15 protein-coding genes and 1 tRNA gene are annotated in these 19332 nt (G+C 40.4%); 13 read left to right on the plus strand and 3 right to left on the minus strand.

Going from position 1 to position 19332, the window contains the following annotated elements; translation table 11 throughout:
• The 3 genes from ACTQWB_RS14115 (at position 1) to ACTQWB_RS14125 (ending at position 6282) form a co-directional block, all read left to right on the plus strand.
• Positions 1 to 4125: a SpaA isopeptide-forming pilin-related protein gene (locus ACTQWB_RS14115; protein WP_441502684.1), complete on the plus strand. Its 4125-nt coding sequence runs from the start codon at positions 1 to 3 to the stop codon at positions 4123 to 4125.
• A 226-nt stretch (positions 4126 to 4351) separates the two neighbouring features.
• Positions 4352 to 4424, plus strand: a tRNA-Thr gene (locus tag ACTQWB_RS14120).
• 190 nt (positions 4425 to 4614) lie between these two features.
• Positions 4615 to 6282, plus strand: a complete 1668-nt coding sequence (locus ACTQWB_RS14125) for a glutamine--tRNA ligase/YqeY domain fusion protein (protein ID WP_441502685.1) — start codon at positions 4615 to 4617, stop codon at positions 6280 to 6282.
• Positions 6283 to 6373: 91 nt separating this feature from the next.
• On the opposite strand, the gene ACTQWB_RS14130 is transcribed toward ACTQWB_RS14125, so the two are convergent.
• On the minus strand, positions 6374 to 6808 hold the full coding sequence (locus ACTQWB_RS14130; protein WP_441502686.1) for a hypothetical protein: 435 nt from the start codon (positions 6806 to 6808) through the stop codon (positions 6374 to 6376).
• 152 nt (positions 6809 to 6960) lie between these two features.
• Between ACTQWB_RS14130 and ACTQWB_RS14135 the strand changes: the two genes are divergently transcribed.
• From ACTQWB_RS14135 to ACTQWB_RS14160, 6 genes are all read left to right on the plus strand, one after another.
• Positions 6961 to 7563 carry a Maf family protein gene (locus tag ACTQWB_RS14135; RefSeq protein WP_441502687.1) on the plus strand — a complete coding sequence of 201 codons (603 nt, stop codon included), beginning with the start codon at positions 6961 to 6963 and terminating at the stop codon, positions 7561 to 7563.
• Entirely contained in the window at positions 7560 to 8228 is a 669-nt protein-coding gene (locus ACTQWB_RS14140) for an HAD family hydrolase (protein ID WP_441502688.1), read from the plus strand. Before ACTQWB_RS14135 ends, ACTQWB_RS14140 begins: the two co-directional genes overlap by 4 nt.
• Positions 8229 to 8300: 72 nt before the next feature.
• Complete coding sequence (locus ACTQWB_RS14145; RefSeq protein ID WP_441502689.1) at positions 8301 to 8558, plus strand: glyoxalase; 258 nt, start codon at positions 8301 to 8303, stop codon at positions 8556 to 8558.
• 287 nt (positions 8559 to 8845) lie between these two features.
• Positions 8846 to 11530 (plus strand): hypothetical protein, encoded by a 2685-nt coding sequence (locus tag ACTQWB_RS14150; RefSeq protein WP_441502690.1) that lies wholly within the window; start codon positions 8846 to 8848, stop codon positions 11528 to 11530.
• Between the two features lie 223 nt (positions 11531 to 11753).
• On the plus strand, positions 11754 to 13835 hold the full coding sequence (gene htpG, locus ACTQWB_RS14155) for a molecular chaperone HtpG (protein WP_441502691.1): 2082 nt from the start codon (positions 11754 to 11756) through the stop codon (positions 13833 to 13835).
• A gap of 387 nt (positions 13836 to 14222) precedes the next feature.
• Entirely contained in the window at positions 14223 to 14576 is a 354-nt protein-coding gene (locus ACTQWB_RS14160; RefSeq protein ID WP_441502692.1) for a sporulation initiation factor Spo0A C-terminal domain-containing protein, read from the plus strand.
• Here ACTQWB_RS14160 and ACTQWB_RS14165 read toward each other — a convergent pair.
• On the minus strand, positions 14546 to 15043 hold the full coding sequence (locus ACTQWB_RS14165) for a DUF5721 family protein (RefSeq protein ID WP_441502693.1): 498 nt from the start codon (positions 15041 to 15043) through the stop codon (positions 14546 to 14548). The two genes, ACTQWB_RS14160 and ACTQWB_RS14165, sit on opposite strands and share 31 nt — an antisense overlap.
• Positions 15044 to 15219: 176 nt before the next feature.
• Between ACTQWB_RS14165 and ACTQWB_RS14170 the strand changes: the two genes are divergently transcribed.
• Together ACTQWB_RS14170 and ACTQWB_RS14175 are read left to right on the plus strand one after the other, a co-directional pair.
• The gene (locus ACTQWB_RS14170; protein ID WP_441502694.1) at positions 15220 to 16059 is read left to right on the plus strand and encodes a DegV family protein; all 840 of its coding nucleotides are present in this window, start codon (positions 15220 to 15222) and stop codon (positions 16057 to 16059) included.
• A 79-nt stretch (positions 16060 to 16138) separates the two neighbouring features.
• On the plus strand, positions 16139 to 16390 hold the full coding sequence (locus ACTQWB_RS14175; RefSeq protein WP_441502695.1) for a hypothetical protein: 252 nt from the start codon (positions 16139 to 16141) through the stop codon (positions 16388 to 16390).
• Between the two features lie 155 nt (positions 16391 to 16545).
• Here ACTQWB_RS14175 and ACTQWB_RS14180 read toward each other — a convergent pair whose 3' ends face one another.
• Positions 16546 to 16746, minus strand: coding sequence for a cold-shock protein (locus ACTQWB_RS14180; RefSeq protein WP_008705499.1), 201 nt, complete (start codon positions 16744 to 16746; stop codon positions 16546 to 16548).
• A 320-nt stretch (positions 16747 to 17066) separates the two neighbouring features.
• On the opposite strand from ACTQWB_RS14180, the gene ACTQWB_RS14185 reads away from it, so the two are divergent.
• Positions 17067 to 18365 (plus strand): dihydroorotase, encoded by a 1299-nt coding sequence (locus ACTQWB_RS14185; RefSeq protein ID WP_441502696.1) that lies wholly within the window; start codon positions 17067 to 17069, stop codon positions 18363 to 18365.
• 39 nt (positions 18366 to 18404) lie between these two features.
• A complete protein-coding gene (gene pyrF / locus ACTQWB_RS14190) occupies positions 18405 to 19331 on the plus strand; it encodes an orotidine-5'-phosphate decarboxylase (RefSeq protein WP_441502697.1) in 927 nt (308 codons plus the stop codon).
• Position 19332: the final 1 nt, after the last annotated feature.

The raw sequence follows: 19332 nt of genomic DNA on the forward strand, positions 1-19332 counted from the left end.
ATGAAATACCGGAAAATGAGAAATGCCATATTGGCGGTAATGCTGGCTGTGCCAATGGCAATGTCCTATCCAGGTCTTGCAATTGGGGCACAGGAGGAAATTGGACAGGGAGAAAACATTGAAGAGGAAGAAACAATAGACGCCGGGAAAACGATACTGAAAAATACGATGCAAGAAGATATAATACAAGAAGATACAATGCAATCCAAGGAAGGAATGGATGAGTCAGAAGAAAATCTGCATGAGGAAGAAAATTTGACGGAAGATTTTGATGAATGGACAGTACCAGGTGGAAATACTCTGTTTCCAGAGGAAACAGAGGAAAACCCGGAGAAAGAGTTCTTTTCCGCTGAAGACTCCAAGGAAGATGATGGCTTTCGTGCTGATTTTCAGGATTTGGAAGTCGGTTCAGAGGAGATTGAAGCTGAGACAGATAGTCTGATCGATACGTATATTGCGCCTGAAGATTATGTGCAGGAAGGCTCTCCTGTAAAAAATGGAAGTGGAGGTTTTACACCTGTTACAATAGGGCAATCTTATTTTAGCAGCAAATACACGAGACTTGGCTGGAATGCAGATACAAAAGTCAACAGATGGAGCAGTGCAGGAAGTGATGTAATTGCCGGGGTAAGAAAAAATTCAGATGTAAATGGCCCCTATTATGTACCGCTAAATAACAATGCAAAGAGAAAATTTGGTTTCAGGATCAGCAATGTGGGATATGACAAGAAGACGAATACGAAGCTGGATCTGTTTATGACCTGTACCAACTACCAGGATTATACATATGATTATACCGGGGAAAAAATAACCGGAATATATCCGATGCTTGGCGTCAGTGATGCAAATGATCTGTGGATATTGTTTAAGGATGAACTTGCTGCGCAGGAGATTAAAATAGATATTGTAAAAAGCGGAACAAGGACACCTGTAACAGGGAATTACCGTTTTAGATGGCTGGATATTGATCTTTATCAGAGGTTTGGCATCAAACTTCAAAATGGTACGATAGGACATCGTTATGCTACAAAAAATTCTGTGGTAAATGTGGAAAAGAAGACTCTTTTTTCAAAAGAGTATGAAGTGCTGACTGCGCCTGCGCCGGAAGTGCAGGGAGAGGTACCGGAAAATACAGTTGTTTATGAACTGGATAATTCATCAGGATTTTATCTGGCTATTTTAAGGCCTGGCTATGGTTCACATTCTATAGAAACTGCGTCCAGGATTCAAAAAACATTTGAGGACATAAAAACAGGAACCTGCAAAACTTCAGCCGGACTTAATTGGGATGCGAAGGGATATGGACCGGTTGAATATCCTGAATTAGTGAAAAAAACGGGAAATGACCTTTTGGCACAGGGAGATACCAATAGTCTTCCAAGCAGTACTTCTGAATATTTTTATACGATACAGACAGATGTGCCAGAAGAGCATTCTGCATATTATTACAGCATTTGTAAAGTTACAGATACGTTACCGGCAGGTGTGGATTACAGTGGTTATGCAGCGGTGAAGATGCTGCCCTCAGAAACAGATGTGAGTTCGTGGTTTAACATTTCTACAAGTGGAGACGTATTGAATTTTGAGGCAACACCAGCTGCGTTGGCGTCCGCTGATTTTTATGGAAAAACATATGAGTTCCAGATAAAAGTAAAAATGGATCCTACGGAAATAACTCCGGCTTATAACGGAGATACCTATCAGTATACAGTAAAAAATAAAGCATCTATTACCTGCAAACATAAAAGCGGGCAGGAAGGAAAAAGTTGGTCCAATGAGGTGACTACCAGCTGTATAAAGACAAAGAACAGAATAAAAAGTGGAGAGGTGAAAAAATATACAGCAAATCCAAAGGAAGGAATCTGGAAGACGGATTTACTTCTGCCGGGGCCAGACAGCATTTACCAATATAAAATGAGTATAGCAGTACCTGATAACGAATTTGGCGGCTATCTGTCAAAACTGGAAATAGCAGATACATTGCCGGCAGGAGTGGAAAAGACAAGTGATTCCATACTTGTTTATGAAAATGGACAGGCACGTGCTGACGGGCGGTTTGCGGTAACTGTAACTGGAAAGAAAATCGTGTTAAAGGCAACAGATGCAGCGCTTGGGGATAGATCTTTTTATGGAAAGAGTTATGATGTGATCGTAAATGTTAAAATGGTGCCGGAACAGCTGTCCTGTAGTTATAACGGAACGGTGGCATCTTATGCAGTGACCAACAGGTTTACGGTTACTACCAGACACAAAGGAGATACACAGGAAACTACACTTACTTCAAATACAGTTGCTGACAGGGCAAGCATTAACCGAATTGAACCGGATAATCCTGAAAAATGGATTCTTAGTGATGGACAAAGAGTAAGCACCACAGAATTCCAGGGCAGAGAGTTCGAAACGGTATTTGAAATTATACAGAAAATTCCTTCCAATAGAAGAGAGTGGAAAATAGTAAATTTTAAAATACAGGATGATCTGGAGAATTGTTTTGAACTGAAAGAAGCTAAAGTATATGAAGACCAGAATATGCTGGCGTCTTTTGGCCCGGCTGGAGGAAATAGTACAGAATGGGCAGTGACTGTCAATGATTCTACAATTGCTCTTACCTCAACTGGAAATATGCCAGAAAACTGTTACGGTAAAAGCATCCGGTTATTACTAAGAGTAGGACTGAAAAGTAATTGCAGTTTACAGGAATACTATGTTGCAAATCCAGATCCGGACATATTGGAAGCCCACATATATAATATTGCAACCAGCAGTTTTGGATGGATAGGAGGCGTCCCATCATCTACATCAAAAAACACAGAAAAGACCCAGGTGATCATAAAAGAAAAAACACCGATGGGCAGCATTACCATATGTAAAACAGATCGGAACCAGAAAAATCTGAAAAACGGTGTGTTTCAGATTATAGCAGCAGAGAATATCCGGTCATCTGCTGGAAATATTTTACTCAAATCTGGAGAAGTGGCTGATACAGTTACAACTGGTGCAGATGGAAGAGGGGTATCTGGAAGTCTTTATCTTGGAAATTATCTTGTGAAAGAAATAAAACCACCTGCTGGATATACGCTTAATGAGATTCCGTCTACTGTTGGGATAAGAAAAGAAGAGCCAGAGAAAACAGTAATATTCCAAGACGAAGAGACGTACATCCGCATAAAGAAAATCTCACAGCAGGAGAATGGAAAACCACAGGAAGGAATTGGTGGGGTAGGTTTTCTTCTGTGGGAAAAGACAAAAACACAGGATACAGGAAAAAGCTATATTACAGATAAGGACGGTTTTATTGAGATAAGAGGACTTGTGCCTGGAACTTACCTATTTCAGGAAACAAATACACCAGATGGTTATGTAGCAGATGAAACCTTTCATGAATTTACAGTAGATGAAAATGGTCTTGTGGAAAATGAAAATGGGCACACAATTGTGATTGAAAATACTTACACAAAGGTGGAGTTCCTTAAAACAGATAAAGCTACGGGAAAAACGATAGCAGGTGCAGTTTTGCAGCTTACAGATGCAAGTGGCAATGTGATAGATACCTGGGAGTCAGAAGAAACGGCACATAGAATCAATAAGCTGACAGCAGGGGAATATGTACTGACAGAGCTTAGTGCTCCTTCGGGATACAAAAAAGGAGAGGCTGTAAAATGTGTTATAAAAAATATACCGGAAATACAGAAATTCTCATTGTCTGATGTGAAAATGGTAACGATTTCTGTGGATAAGGTATTGCATGGGGACGAGATCGTCTGGGCACAGGGAAATCCAGTGTTTACATTTACTGTGAAAGGAACAGATCTGGATGGAGAAGAACATATTTATACAGATATTATAGAATTTACAAAAGAAAATACAGATACAAGAGCTGATGTAAGCAAGAGAATTGTCTTTACCATTCCGGCAGGACATTACAAGGTCGAGGAAGAAAAAACGGTACGTTATGAACTTGAGAAAATTGATCAGGTGGTAAATGGAACTGTAAAGGAAAATGAAGTGGAATTCGATCTTGCAGCAAACCACAATGGTGCGGCTGTGTTTACGAACAAGAAAAAGAGCGACCGTTTTCTCACAGATACTGATTTTGTGAGAAATGTGGTTGTTTCCAGGAAGTAATAAAATGCTCTGCTGTGCTGAATTAAAAAGTTTGGGACAGCAGAGCTTTAAAATGATTCACCTGATTTGTTTATATTTTTAAAAAAATTAAAAAAGTATTGAAAAATATGGCTTTGAAAATATTTTGAAAAATATTTTTGAAAATATGAAAATAACTGTTGACAATAGAGCTGGCTTCTGGTAATATAATCAACTGTGAGCGGCAGAAACGCCGAAGCACAAGAGTGCTGATGTGGCTCAGTCGGTAGAGCGTCGCCTTGGTAAGGCGGAGGTCACGGGTTCGATTCCCGTCATCAGCTTTTAAGTCCTTGATTATAAATCAGGGACTTTTTTTATAACAAAAATGTATTTTCTCATAATATGGTATAAAAATCAAGTTTTTTATAAGAAAAACTTTTAAAATGTACCTATTTATGATAAGATAAATCAACCGAGATTAAAAATAGTGATATTTTTGTTATAAAAGAGTTGATTTCAGGAGGGAGAACCATGGAGAACGAAAAGGTTTCCAAAAATTTTATTGAGAATATTATTGATAAAGACCTGGCAGAAGGAGTTTATGATACCGTTCATACACGTTTCCCGCCAGAGCCAAATGGCTATCTTCATATAGGACATGCAAAGTCAATCCTTTTAAATGCAGGACTGGCAAAAGAATATAATGGTAAATTTAATATGCGCTTTGATGATACAAACCCGACGAAAGAGAAATCAGAGTTTGTAGAATCTATTAAAGCAGATATTAAATGGCTGGGCGCTGACTGGGAAGACAGATTGTTCTTTGCTTCTGATTATTTCGGACAGATGTATGAAGCTGCAGTGAAGCTTATTAAAAAGGGCAAAGCTTATGTATGTGATCTGACCGCTGACCAGATCAGAGAATACCGTGGAACATTAAAAGAGCCTGGAAAAGAAAGCCCATACAGAAACAGAAGCGTGGAGGAGAATCTTCAGCTTTTCGAGGAAATGAAAGAGGGCAAATATGCGGACGGTGAGAAAGTTCTGAGAGCGAAGATCGATATGGCGTCTCCGAACATGAACATGCGTGATCCGGTTATCTATCGAGTAGCCCATGTAAGTCATCATAGAACTGGTGATACCTGGTGTATTTATCCAATGTATGATTTTGCCCATCCGATCGAGGATGCAATCGAGGGAATTACGCATTCTATCTGTACTCTGGAGTTTGAAGATCACAGACCGCTTTACGACTGGGTGGTAAGGGAACTGGAATATCCACATCCTCCGAAACAGATCGAGTTTGCCAAGCTTTATCTTACAAATGTGGTAACTGGTAAACGTTATATTAAGAAGCTGGTAGAGACTGGAATCGTTGATGGCTGGGATGATCCGAGACTGGTGTCCATCTCTGGTCTGAGACGTCGTGGCTATACGCCGGAATCCATTCAGAAATTTGTAGAGCTTTGTGGAGTATCCAAAGCTGACAGCTCTGTAGATTATGCAATGCTTGAATATTGTATCCGTGAGGATCTTAAATTAAAAGCACCTCGTTATATGGCAGTTCTGGATCCGATCAAGCTGGTCATTGACAATTATCCGGAAGGACAGATTGAATATCTGGATGCACCGAATAATATGGAGAATGAAGCACTTGGAACCAGAAAAGTACCATTTGGAAAGGAACTTTATATCGAAAGAGAAGACTTTATGGTTGAGCCGCCTAAGAAATATAAACGTCTTTTCCTTGGCACAGAGGTACGTCTCATGAATGCATATTTTGTTACCTGTACCGGATATGAGGCTGATGACGATGGAACTGTTAAAGTCGTACATTGTACTTATGATCCAGAGACCAAAGGCGGCAATGCACCAGACGGCCGTAAGGTAAAGGGAACTATTCATTGGGTTGAAGCATCCAATGCAGGTAAGGTTCCGGTACGACTTTATGAGAATATCGTTGATGAAGAAAAAGGTGTTTACGATAAAGAAACAGGTGAGCTGAACCTGAATCCGAACTCCCTTGTAGAAACTTCTGCTTATGTTGAGCCAGAGCTTCTTAAGGCTAAGGGCCTGGACAGCTATCAGTTTGTAAGAAATGGCTTCTATTGTGCGGATATTCACGATTCAAAGGAAGGAGCACCGGTATTTAACCGTATTGTTTCCCTTAAGAGCTCCTTTAAACTTCCAAAAGCATGATTTATATAAAAAGTCCATGGCGAATAGGAAATGAAATCCTATGCCATGGACTTTTTTATGGGATTTTTTGTACTTTTTGAGTAAAATCTAATTAGTCGATATGAATGGAAGCTTCCTCTTCATCCTGCTGTTTCTCGGCTTCTGCGAGGTCTTCTTCAAACGCATCGGCAACTTTTTCTGCTTCTTCAAGGGCAGTATCTACACTGTCTGCATCAGTTGTATCAGCATCTGTTTCTTCGCTATCGCCAGCAGTTTCTTTGGGCGCACTAATTTCTTCCTGGTCATCAGAAGAATCTTCGCAAAAATCACTTTCATCGGAAGTTGCCTCCCAGGATACGAAATCTTCACGACTCTCTTTTTCTTCAGACTGCTGGTTTGTTTCCTGCTCATCTTCAAAATCTTCTTCCAGGTCAGCTGCTTCTTCAAGCGCTCTTCGTTTTGCAAATGCAGCAGCTACGGCGCCGGCTGCCGCAGCAGTTACCGCACCAAGTGCAACCATGCCCCAATATTTGTTTATTTTTGCCATATTGTCTGCTCCTTTCAGTATTTTCCATCTGCCCGGAGAAGGCAGACTGGAGTTGTTCTTATTGTAATACTTTTAAGACAAAAAGAAAAGAAAAAAATCATTGCACCACTACAAATGGAGGGTTATACTGTTAAGACAGAAAAGGAGAGATTATGGAGAAAATTGTTTTGTCTTCAGGTTCCCCACGAAGAAAGGAACTGCTTGCAAAAGCTGGTGTAGTTTTTTCAGTAGTTGTCAGCGATGGGGAAGAGAGAACAAATCTGACCAGGCCGGCAGAAATTGTGGAAAAGCTGTCATTGGATAAAGCAGTAGCAGTTTCTGAAAAAATCCGGGAAGAGGAATTTCCATGCCTGATCATAGGTGCAGATACGGTCGTTTCATATGAAGGGAAAATCCTGGGAAAACCTGTAGATAAAAAGGACGCTCTGGATACATTATTAAGGCTTCAGGGCAAAGTGCACCAGGTTTATACAGGCGTAACGATCCTGCTGAAAGAGAATGGCATCTGGAAACCCTATACTTTTCATGAAAAGACAGATGTACATTTTTATCCTGTTTCGAAAGAGGAACTCCAGGAGTATGTGAATACAGGGGAACCATTGGATAAAGCAGGAAGCTATGGCATTCAGGGAAGATTTGGGATATATGTAAAAGAAATATGTGGAGATTACAATAATGTGGTTGGTCTTCCGGTAGCAAGACTGGTCTATGAACTAAAGAAATTGGGAGTCGACATAAGGAGAATGAAAAAATGATAAAAGCATGTATTTTTGATCTGGATGGGACGTTAGCGTACACATTAGACTCCATGGCTGTAGTTGGAAATGCGGTTGTGGAAAAATATGGACTGAAACCAATGCCGGTGGAGAATTATAAATATTATTGCGGAAATGGAGCTGATATGCTTGTGAAAAGGCTTCTGGCCGATGCCGGGGATCCAGAGCTGATTCATTACGAGGAAGCAAGAGCGTTATACAGGACAGAATTTGATAAAAATCCGTTCTATAAAATCCAGCACTATCCTGGCATGCCAGAAACACTGAACGAGCTGAAAAAAAGAGGAGTAAAGCTAGGTGTCTGCTCCAATAAACCTCATGAAGCTGCCATAAAGGTAGTGGAGAGAATGTTTGGAAATCAGCTTTTTGATGCAGTTATGGGACAAAGTGAACAGGTACGGAAGAAACCTGCGCCCGATGGTCCTTTGAAAATTGCAGAACAGTTTGGTATTTTACCGGCAGAATGCATTTATCTGGGAGATTCCGGTACTGACATGCAGACAGGAAAAGCGGCAGGAATGTACACTGTCGGAGTGCTTTGGGGGTACAGGGATAAAGAGGAATTGCAGGAGAATGGGGCAGATGAGTTCGCTGATTCTCCGGAAGATATCCTGGATATCTATGAAGCAAAATGCGAGAAATAACACAGTGAATCAGAAAGTTTTTTTAACATACTTTAGAGCAGCTTAAAATGTTTATAATAGGAGGAAAAAATTATGTATTCAGAAGAGTGCATCCAGACATTTCTGGAAAAACAGGATCAGCTTTTTGATGAACCGGTAGCGGAGACTTATGAGGAGGCAGAAGAGTTCCTGGAAGATTGTATGGCTGTAGTAGCAGATTCTATCGATGAGGTCCGTAAATATCTGTCTGGAATGGGAGCTGATGTAGATGGCATGAGCAAAGAAGATCTGGAAGAGGCCAGTGAAGTATTTGCTCTTCCTGATGGGAAATATCTGATCGTGGAGGGGTAAGTTTTTTTAATATGTAGAAGGATAAGGACCTTAAATATTTAAGAAAAAACAGAATTATTCAGATCTGGTTTCTGGGAGATTTCAGATTTCAGTGATAAGTGGAAGATTATATAAGATTCGTAGAAAATTCAAATTACATATATAAAAAACTACTTGCTATAATAATGGTAAATAAGGACACAGGTACTACTGTTTTACGGAAAAATAAAAAGTGCTTGTAGAAATATTTAAAATGTGTTACATTAATGTTACAATTGACCCAAGGGAAATGTAAAGGAGGATGGCATATGAGACCTAGGAAAATTATAGCAATGGTCATGACATTTCTTATGATGCTTTCACTGCTTCCTTCTCTGGTATTTGCATCAGCTGCACCAGAGGGAGAGCTTGGAGGAAAGCTGAAGATTAAAGGAATTGCGGCGGTTGGATCTGAATTAAGTGCAGATTATACCAAGGCTACACCAGAAGGGCTTACAGATGATGATGTAAGTTTTTCCTGGTCAAGGAAGGTTGGAGACCAGCTTACGGAAGTTGGTACAGAGAAGACCTATAAACTTACAGACGATGATCTGGGAAATAAGATTGAGCTGAAGATCACTGGAAAATCAGAAATGGGAGTAACCGGTGAACTGAAAGCAAATACAGTTGAAATCGTGGCTACACCAGAAGAAGCACCAGAAGAGACTACAGAAATGCCGGAAAGCGAGCAGGAAGTTATCCAGGCAGAAGAACCGGCAGAGGAAGCTCCGACAGAAGATTTAACAGAAGATCCTTCTGCTGATGAGAGTACACAGCAGGTGGAAGATACATCTGATGCAGAGCAGCAGGAAGAAGTAATTGATATTGGCGCTGAGCCTACAGATTCTTCAGAGGATGTTATGCAGCCTTCTGAAGAACCAGCAGCAGACAGTGCGGCTTCCCAGGATAATAGTACAGATGATAGTGTGATCGATATCGGAACAGAAGATTATCTGGAAATTCCAGAAGCAGATCAGAGCGAAACACCGGAAGAAGCTGCTACTTCTGAAGAGCCGGTATATGCAGCAGAAGCTGTAACTGAAAATGGAGATACTGTTCTTGATTTTGGCACTGCAGAAGCAGGCTTTACACAGGCAGAATCTGAAACCTCTATGATGAAGACGATTACCATTAAGAATACTGGTACAGGTACTCTTAATTTCCAGGAAATCAGTCCGGAACATTTTATGGTTCAGGATCTGACTTCGCTTGCAGCCGGGGAATCAGTTGATGCATGGGTGATGCCAAGAGAAGGCACAGCAGCTGGAACGTATAGTGATACGATCACTTATACAACTGAGGAAGGTGCTGAGGTATCTTTCACAGCGAATCTGACAGTAACAGATAGTAAGAGCGATGCTGGAAATACAGATCCCCAGAATCCTTCTGAAGAAGATCCGGCTACACCAGAAAATCCATCAACACCAGAGAACCCGTCATCTGAAGACCCGGTTGTACCGGAGAATCCTGGAACAGACCCGGAAGAGCCAGTCCAGAACAATCCAATAATCGGTTTTGGAGATGACAGCGCAAATATTGTGGATTTCACAGACACTGCTATTATGCAGAATGCAGGTACAGATGGAATAACAAAGACGGTTGTACTGAAAAACAATGGAACAGGAACTGTAAATCTTGAAGTTTCTACAGAAAGTGGAAAGGTACAGGCTGCACTTGACAGAACAGATCTCCCAGCTGATGGAAGTACAACTGCAGTGTTAACGGTACAGCCTGTAGATACCAGTACAGTAGGTACTATAACAGAAAATATCATCATTGCAGATTCATCTTCAAAGACAACATTACTGACTATTCCAGTAACCTATACAGTACAGGAAAAGCCGGCTCCATCACTTACTACAGACGTTACAGAAGTAAATTTTGACAGTAAAGAAGCTGGATATACAGAAGCTCCAGCATCTAAGACAGTCAGCATTTCAAATAATGGAAATGTAAAACTGACCGGTATCACTGTAGCTGTAAGCGGAAACGGTGAATTCACTGTAAGTGCTCCGTCCCAGACAGAACTGGAAGCAAGTGCAGATCAGAACGTGACATTTACCGTTGCTCCAGCTGTTGGACTGACAGCAGGAACTTATAACCAGACGGTTTCTATTAAAACAGATCAGCTGGATTCCTACAATATTCCGGTAAGCTTTACTGTAACAGAAGCAGCGACTAAGCTTACTGCAGTTGGCAAGGTATCAGATATCAGCGTGGCAAATGGAGTGGAGAAATCTGCTGATGGATTACAGCTTCCATCTACAGTTAAGATCACTACCAATAAAGGTGATATGAATGCATCTGTAAATTGGGATGTAAAGGGCTGCGCATATAATCAGAAGAGTACAGATGCTCAGAAATTCTCAGTAAATGGTACCGTGGTTCTTCCAGACGGAGTTACAAATCCAGATAATCTGAGTCTGGTTGTATCCGTAAATGTATCTGTAAAACGTGGACCAATCGTCTCAGATGCAGCAGCTAATACGATCACTGGAATCAGCTCCGATGGAGATTATACTACAGAAACCAAAATAACCTTTACTGCAGTTGGTGCTGGCTCAGATATTGAGAACCCGATCAAGGGAGATGTAAGATACCTGCCATTGAATTGGGAAGTTCTTGAGACAAGAAGCTGGGATGGCGCACCGTATTCTGCAACCTTCCGTATGGGTAAGACTGGAGATTATACATTGACAGTTACCTATAACCAGCAGAAATTTGATGGAAGTAACTGGGTGAATACAGGTACACAGGATACCAAAAAAGTGAACTTTACAGTAAAGGCATCCCCGAATCAGACATTGACACCTGCTGCAGATAAGTCAGATGCAAATCAGAAGAAAGCAGTAAAGACAGGAGATAATACTCCGATTCTTCCATTTGTGATCATTCTGATTGTAGCGGTTGTTTTGATCGCAGGAATTCTTGTATACCGCAATAAAAAGAAATAATAATGGCTCAGAAAGTATTTACTTTCAGAAATGGGCATGAACAGAAAGGAGCACCGAAAAGGGTGCTCCTTTTTGGCATTCTTTAAGCGGTTGCTTGGTGCAAAGTGAATAACAATAGATTACTAGCACTCATTTAAAATGAGTGCTAAATTTTTCTTGACTTTTAGTCATTTTGGTATTATTATAGTTGATATAATTAAGAAGACAAAGGAGAGTGAGCTGCATGGCTGAGAAGCATGGTAGTTTATCAATTAACAGTGAAAATATTTTTCCAATTATAAAGAAATGGTTATATTCTGATCACGACATTTTTGCAAGAGAGCTGATCTCCAATGGTTGTGATGCGATCACGAAATTAAAGAAACTGGATGTTATGGGTGAATATACACTTCCAGATGATTATAAAGCTGAAGTACACGTTATTGTAAATCCAGAAGAGAAGACCCTGAAGTTTATCGATACTGGTCTTGGTATGACTTCTGATGAAGTTGAAGAGTATATTACACAGATCGCTTTTTCAGGCGCTACAGAGTTTCTTTCCAAATATAAGGATAAGACCACAGATGATCAGATCATTGGTCATTTCGGACTTGGTTTCTATTCCGCATTTATGGTAGCAGATGAAGTCCAGATCGATACCCTTTCTTATAAAGAAGGCGCTACTCCGGTACATTGGACCTGCGATGGTGGTACAGAATATGATATGCAGGACGGTAATAAGACCACAGTTGGTACTGAGATTACTTTGTTCTTAAATGATGAGAGCACAGAATTTTCTAATGAATATCGTATGAGAGAAGTAATTGAGAAATACTGTTCTTTTATGCCGGTAAATATCTATCTTTCCAAAGAAAATGCACCGCAGGAATATGAGACAATCGATGAGTCCGAACTTCGTGACGATGATGTGGTTGTAGAACATATCCATGAGGATGCTAAGACAGAAGAAAAAGAGAATGATAAAGGAGAGAAAGAAGTTGTAGAAGTATCTCCTGCCAAAGATAAAGTTAAAATTAACAAGCGTCCGGTATCCTTAAGTGATCCGCAGCCATTATGGATGAAACATCCGAATAGCTGTACAGATGAAGAATATAAGGAATTTTACCGTAAAGTATTCATGGATTATAAGGAGCCACTGTTCTGGATTCATCTGAACATGGATTATCCATTTAATCTGAAAGGTATTTTGTACTTCCCTAAGATCAATACAGAGTATGATTCCATTGAAGGAACGATTAAACTGTATAATAATCAGGTATTTATCGCAGATAACATCAAGGAAGTAATTCCAGAATTCCTGCTTCTTCTCAAAGGTGTTATCGATTGCCCGGATCTTCCACTGAATGTATCTAGATCTGCACTGCAGAATGATGGATTTGTAAAGAAGATCTCAGAGTATATTACCAAGAAAGTTGCAGATAAGCTTACCGGAATGTGCAAGACAGACCGTGAGTCCTATGAGAAATACTGGGATGATATCAGCCCATTTATTAAGTACGGCTGCATTAAAGATAGCAAATTTGCAGACAAGATGAACGACTATATTCTCTTTAAGAATATTGATGGTAAATATCTTACTCTGAAGGATTGTATAGAAGAGAACAAGAAACCTGAGGAAGCTGCAAAGGCTGAAGAGGCCAAAGCCGAAGATGCAAAAACAGAGGAAACATCTGAGACAAAAGCTGACAATGAAGAGAAGAAAGAGCCAGAGAAGACTACAATCTTTTATGTGACAGATGAAGTCCAGCAGAGCCAGTATATCAATATGTTCCGTGAAGCTGGCAAGGATGCGGTTGTTCTGAAACATAACATCGACAGCGCGTTTATTTCCCATTTAGAGCAGAAAGACCAGACAATCCAGTTTAAGAGAATTGATGCGGATCTTTCAGAAGAACTTCGTGAGGAGAACGCTATTGATGAAGAAACTTCCAAGACACTTACTGAAGTATTCAGAAGTGCATTAAAGAATGAGAAACTGGAAGTAAAAGTTGAGAACCTGAAGAATGAGAAGGTTGCTGCAATGATGACTCTTTCTGAGGAAAGCCGTCGTATGCAGGATATGATGAAGATGTATAATATGTATGGTATGGATCCGTCTATGTTTGGTGGACAGGAAACACTGGTGCTCAATGCGAAACATCCACTTGTACAGTTCGTTGCAGGCAATAAGGATTCTGAGAAAACACCGGTTATCTGTGAAGAATTATATGATCTTGCTATGCTGAGCCATAAACAGCTTTCACCAGAAGAAATGACAAGATTTGTACAGAGAAGCAATGAAATCCTTCTGATGCTGACCAAATAATTCAGACTAGGAAATCCAAACCAATAAATTCAGATTGTAAAAAATTAACAGCATAAATCCGGATTAGAGTTTATTTCAAACAGATATTCAATTTGAGAAAATCATTTTGAGTGTCTGTTTTTGTGTAATGGGAAATTTCTCTGGAAGTCCCTATTACACAAAAGAAACCTTCTTTTTCATGAAAGTAAGCGGAAAAGCTCGAAAATACTAAAAAATATTACAAATTTCTTAATTTTTGTCTCCAAAAGCTAAAAAAGAGAAATTTAATTCGTATTACATATAGAGGCAAATGAATTGCTGGCTGTAATTACCGCGCATATCGTGCAGAAAATATTACAGGCTGCAAAAAAGCAACACGAATTGTAACTTATTGTGGGAGGGACGAAAATGAGAGAGGTATACGGAACGATACGTAAACTAGGAGCAACATCGAAATATAAAGGATATTATTTTGTGGCAGAAGCCATACATATGACAATGGAATTTCAGGAAAGACCAATGAAAATTACCAAGGATATTTATCCGAGACTTGCTAAGAAATTCAAATCCAAGCCATCTAACATTGAACATGATATCCGCACAATTGTAAATGTATGCTGGGAAAATCATCGGGAGAGACTGGAACAGATTGCCGGATATCCTCTTGAATTCAGACCTACTAACAGTGAGTTTGTAGATATGATTGCGTTTTATCTGGGAAATGAAAAGAATTACAATTCCTCCACAGACAGATTATTATGATGGAAGAAATCCAGCATATACTGATCCCAAAGCTGATCAGGCTCCTTGTTTGGAAGAAATGTCTTCAGGGAGGTACCGGTGGTACAGAATAAGGATTTATTCTTATATTGAAGATTCAGGTATAAACCTGTTACCAGTTCAGGAGAGGTGGAACCGTTCTGAAGTAATGCAATCGCCTTATTGGGGGAAAACTGAAGTACGATCTTAAAAGAAAGTGGAGCCCGTTTTCCACGTATAACAGAGTAGCAAAACGGCTTTACCTCTTTCCACAGGGAACAGGTGCGATGACTGGAATTTAAAAATTCCTGTTCATCATTATCAAAAAAATCATTCTGAAGTCTGCCGTCGATGGTAAAGATATTGCTTGTGACGATTTCAGCCTGGCTCAGCCAGAAGTGGTCAAAGGTCTTTCCAAGAAAAAGCTTATTGGTAAAATCTTTCAGATCCGTGATTTTTAAAGCGAGCATAGAAGCCTCCTTTCATATAAAACCATATTTTCCATAAAACCAGATTTACTGGTGACTTTTATTATAAAGCAACTTGAATAAAAATGGAAGAAAAAAACTCTTTTCAAACACATAGTAATGTGTTAATATAGATGTGGTATTTAAAACTACATATTACGGAAAAGAGGACGATATAATTGAGTTATAAAATTGTGATAGATAGCTGTGGAGAACTCTTAGAGCAGTGGAAGCAGGATGAAAGATTTGTATCCGTACCGCTTACACTGACTGTTGGAAGTGAGAATATAATAGATGATGAGACATTTGACCAGGCAGATTTCCTTCAGAAGGTTGCGGCCTGCCCGGAATGTCCGAAATCAGCCTGCCCATCTCCTGAGAGCTACAGAAAGGCATTTGACTGCGAGGCAGATCATGTATACTGTGTTACTCTTTCCGCTGAGCTCAGTGGCTCTTATAATAGTGCAGTTCTTGGTGCAAGCCTTTTGCATGAGGAGAAAAAGTCAGTACAGGTTCATGTATTTAATTCCTGTTCTGCTTCCGTTGGCCAGACTCTGATCGCTATGAAAATTGCAGAATGCGAAGATGCCGGACTTCCTTTTGAGGATGTTGTCAGTGTTGTGAATAAATATATTGAAGAGCAGCATACGTTTTTTGTCCTGGAGAATCTGGAAACGTTGCGTAAAAATGGCCGTCTCAGCCGTGTGAAGGCTCTTGTGGCCTCTGCTCTTAAAATTAAACCGATTATGGGTTCTACCCCGGAAGGCACGATCTGTCAGTTGGATCAGGCCAGAGGCATGAATAAGGCACTTGTAAAAATGGTAGATAAGATCATGGAAGTGACAGAGAACAGTGAGAATAAGGTTCTTGCAATTTCCCATTGTAATAATCCGAAGAAAGCAGATATGGTAAAAGAAGCTATATTGGAGAAGATGAAACTGGCGGATATCGTGGTTCTTGATACTGCAGGGGTCAGCAGCATGTATGCAAATGATGGTGGAATTATTGTGGCAGTGTGAGTAAACCTACTTCCATTTTAAAGGAAAGTGTGCTATACTCACCTAAGACGATATTTCATCGCAAAGGAGACGTGCTACTATGAGTCAGAAGAAAGTAGATGCTTATAAAGCAGAAAAAGCAAACCGTGAGAAAATTATGAAAAAGGAGAAACTGATCCTTACTCTTGAGAAGCTGGCGGCACTTGTTGTATGTATTGTTGCTGTATGCTGGATTGGTTACTCTGTTTATGGGAAAGTTACCGAAGGGCAGGAAAGTGTAACGACAGAGACTGTTATGGATACTTCTGCACTTGATTCTTATCTGAATGGACTTAGTTCAGACGCAGAATAATAGAAGCAAAATAAAGGGAAATATAAAAGTACGATTGCTGACTGCAATGTAAAGTGATGGGGGACAGAATAAAAGCTGTCTCCCTTTTTTATACAATAGGGGATTTATATAAAAAAATCCCCCCGGAAACATCCGAGGGGAAATTTTTGCTTCAATTATAACTTTGTAACGTTAGCTGCCTGCATTCCGCGAGCGCCCTCTGTTAAGTCATATGTTACAGCCTGGCCTTCTTCAAGAGATTTGAAGCCTTCACCATTGATTGCAGAAAAATGTACGAATACATCAGCTCCGTCTTCTCCTGTGATGAAACCATAACCTTTTTCAGCGTTGAACCATTTTACAGTGCCCTTGTTCATTTTGAGTTACCTCCATAAAAAATAAAAATTAAAAAGCTGTTCTGGCGAAAAAAATCACCAGATTTTACAGACTATATCATGTAAATATATAATCTCTAAAAACTAGTGATTTTACATTAAATAATCTTTGACATGGATTGATTATATAACTTGCACCCTAAAAAGTCAAGGATAATTAGAATTGTGCGACAAAAAAATAATTCCACTGAAAATAGAATGGAAAAAATATAGGAAAGGAAAAAAACTCTTTATTAAATGAAAAAATTCGTGTATGATAGGTTGTGATAAAGTTTACGTTATACCAGAAGGGAGAGAACCAAATGGGTATTCTGATTCGCGGTGGACGTGTTGTGGATGCGGCTACTAAGATGGATAAAATTGCGGATGTTTATCTGGACGATGGTGTAATCCAGGATGTTGGAGAGAAGCTGAAGGTAAAGGATAAAGATGACACTATTATAGACGCCAAGGGAATGGTGGTAATGCCAGGTCTTGTGGATCTTCATGTACATTTCCGCGATCCGGGACAGACAGAGAAGGAAGATCTTGAAAGTGGATCCAGGGCAGCTGCAAGAGGCGGTGTAACCACCGCGGTTGCAATGCCAAATACCACTCCTGTGATCGATAGTCCGGACAGGGCAAACTATGTGAAGAATAAAGCAGCGCAGGTTTCACCGATTCACGTTATCCAGGCAGGTGCCATGACCAAAGGAGAGCTGGGAGAAGAACTTTCGGATATTGCAGGCATGGCCGCAGCTGGAGTAACGGTCCTTTCTGAGGATGGTAAATCTGTTATGAAGGCAAGCCTTTGTAAACAGGCAATGGAAGAGGCGGTAAAGGCCGGCCTGCCTATTTTTGACCACTGTGAGGACATGACGCTCAGGGGAAATGGTTGTATGAATGATGATGAGAATGCCAGACGTCTGGGACTTCCGGGAATCTGTAATTCCACAGAAGATACCATTGCAGCCAGGGACTCCCTGCTTGCTATTGAAACCGGCGCAAAGCTGCACCTTTGCCACTGTTCTACCAGAGGCGTGGCAATTATGATGAAAATGTTAAAAGCAGAAGGTATCCAGAACGTAACAGCTGAAGTATGCCCTCATCATTTTATTCTGACATCCGATGACATAGAAAGAGATGACCCTAATTATAAAATGAATCCCCCTCTTCGTACAAGGGAGGATGTAGATGCACTGATCGAAGGCCTGAAAGAAGGATATATCCAGGTGATCAGCACAGATCATGCTCCTCATACACAGAAGGATAAAACTGGTTCCATGAAGACCGCAGCTTTTGGAATCGTAGGAATTGAAACCAGCTTTGCACTTAGCTATACGGCTCTGGTGGAGACCGGGATCCTTACTCTTTCCCAGCTTGTGGAAAAGATGAGTTACAATCCGGCACAGATTCTGAATCTGCCATGTGGAACCATTCAGAAAGGACATCCGGCAGATGTAGTGATCGCAGACATTAAGAATCCATACACCATTCATAAGGCTGATTTTGTTTCCAAAGGTAAAAATACACCTTTCGAGGGAAAAGAAGTAAAGGGAAAGATTCTCTATACCATCTGTGATGGTAAAATCGTATACAAAGATGCAGCAGTCAGAGCATAAGTGACTATATGTCAGAAAACATATTCAGGAGGAATTATTATGATTAATAAACTTATTTCTAATATTAAAAAGACAGAAGCACCCATCGTAGTTGGCCTTGATCCAATGCTGAACTACATTCCGAAACAGATCCAGGAGGCTGCCTTCAAAGAGTTCGGAGAGACTCTGGAAGGTGCTGCTGAGGCTATCTGGCAATTTAATAAAGGAATCGTAGATGCTACATACGATCTGATTCCGGCAGTAAAGCCGCAGATCGCAATGTATGAGCAGTTCGGAATTCCGGGACTTATGGCTTACAAGCGTACAGTTGACTATTGCAAGGAGAAAAATCTTGTAGTGATCGGAGATATCAAACGTGGTGATATCGGTTCTACATCAGCTGCATATGCTACCGGTCATCTGGGTAAAGTCCAGGTAGGAAGCAAGACATATGTGCCATTTGATGAGGATTTTGCTACCGTAAACCCATATCTTGGAACAGACGGTGTGAAGCCATTTATGGATGTATGCAGGGAAGAGAAAAAGGGAATTTTTGTACTGGTTAAAACATCCAATCCATCAAGCGGAGAGTTTCAGGACAGAATCATCGAAGGCCGTCCTCTTTATGAGTGGGTAGGTGAGAAGGTTGCACAGTGGGGCGATGAGCTTATGGGAGATGGCTACAGCTATGTAGGCGCAGTTGTAGGCGCTACTTATCCAGAGATGGGTAAAGTATTAAGAAAGCTTATGCCGAAAACCTTTATCCTGGTACCTGGATACGGAGCTCAGGGCGGAAAAGGAGCTGATCTTGTACACTTCTTTAACGAAGATGGCCTTGGTGCGATCGTAAATTCTTCAAGAGGAATCATTGCCGCTTACAAGCAGGAGAAGTATGCCAAATTTGGTGAGGCGAATTATGCAGACGCTTCCCGCCAGGCAGTAAAAGACATGATCCTGGATATCAGCACAGCATTAAAGAGCCGTTAGG

Source organism: Blautia sp. HCP3S3_H10_2, from assembly GCF_052122375.1.
Lineage (GTDB): Bacteria > Bacillota > Clostridia > Lachnospirales > Lachnospiraceae > Blautia_A.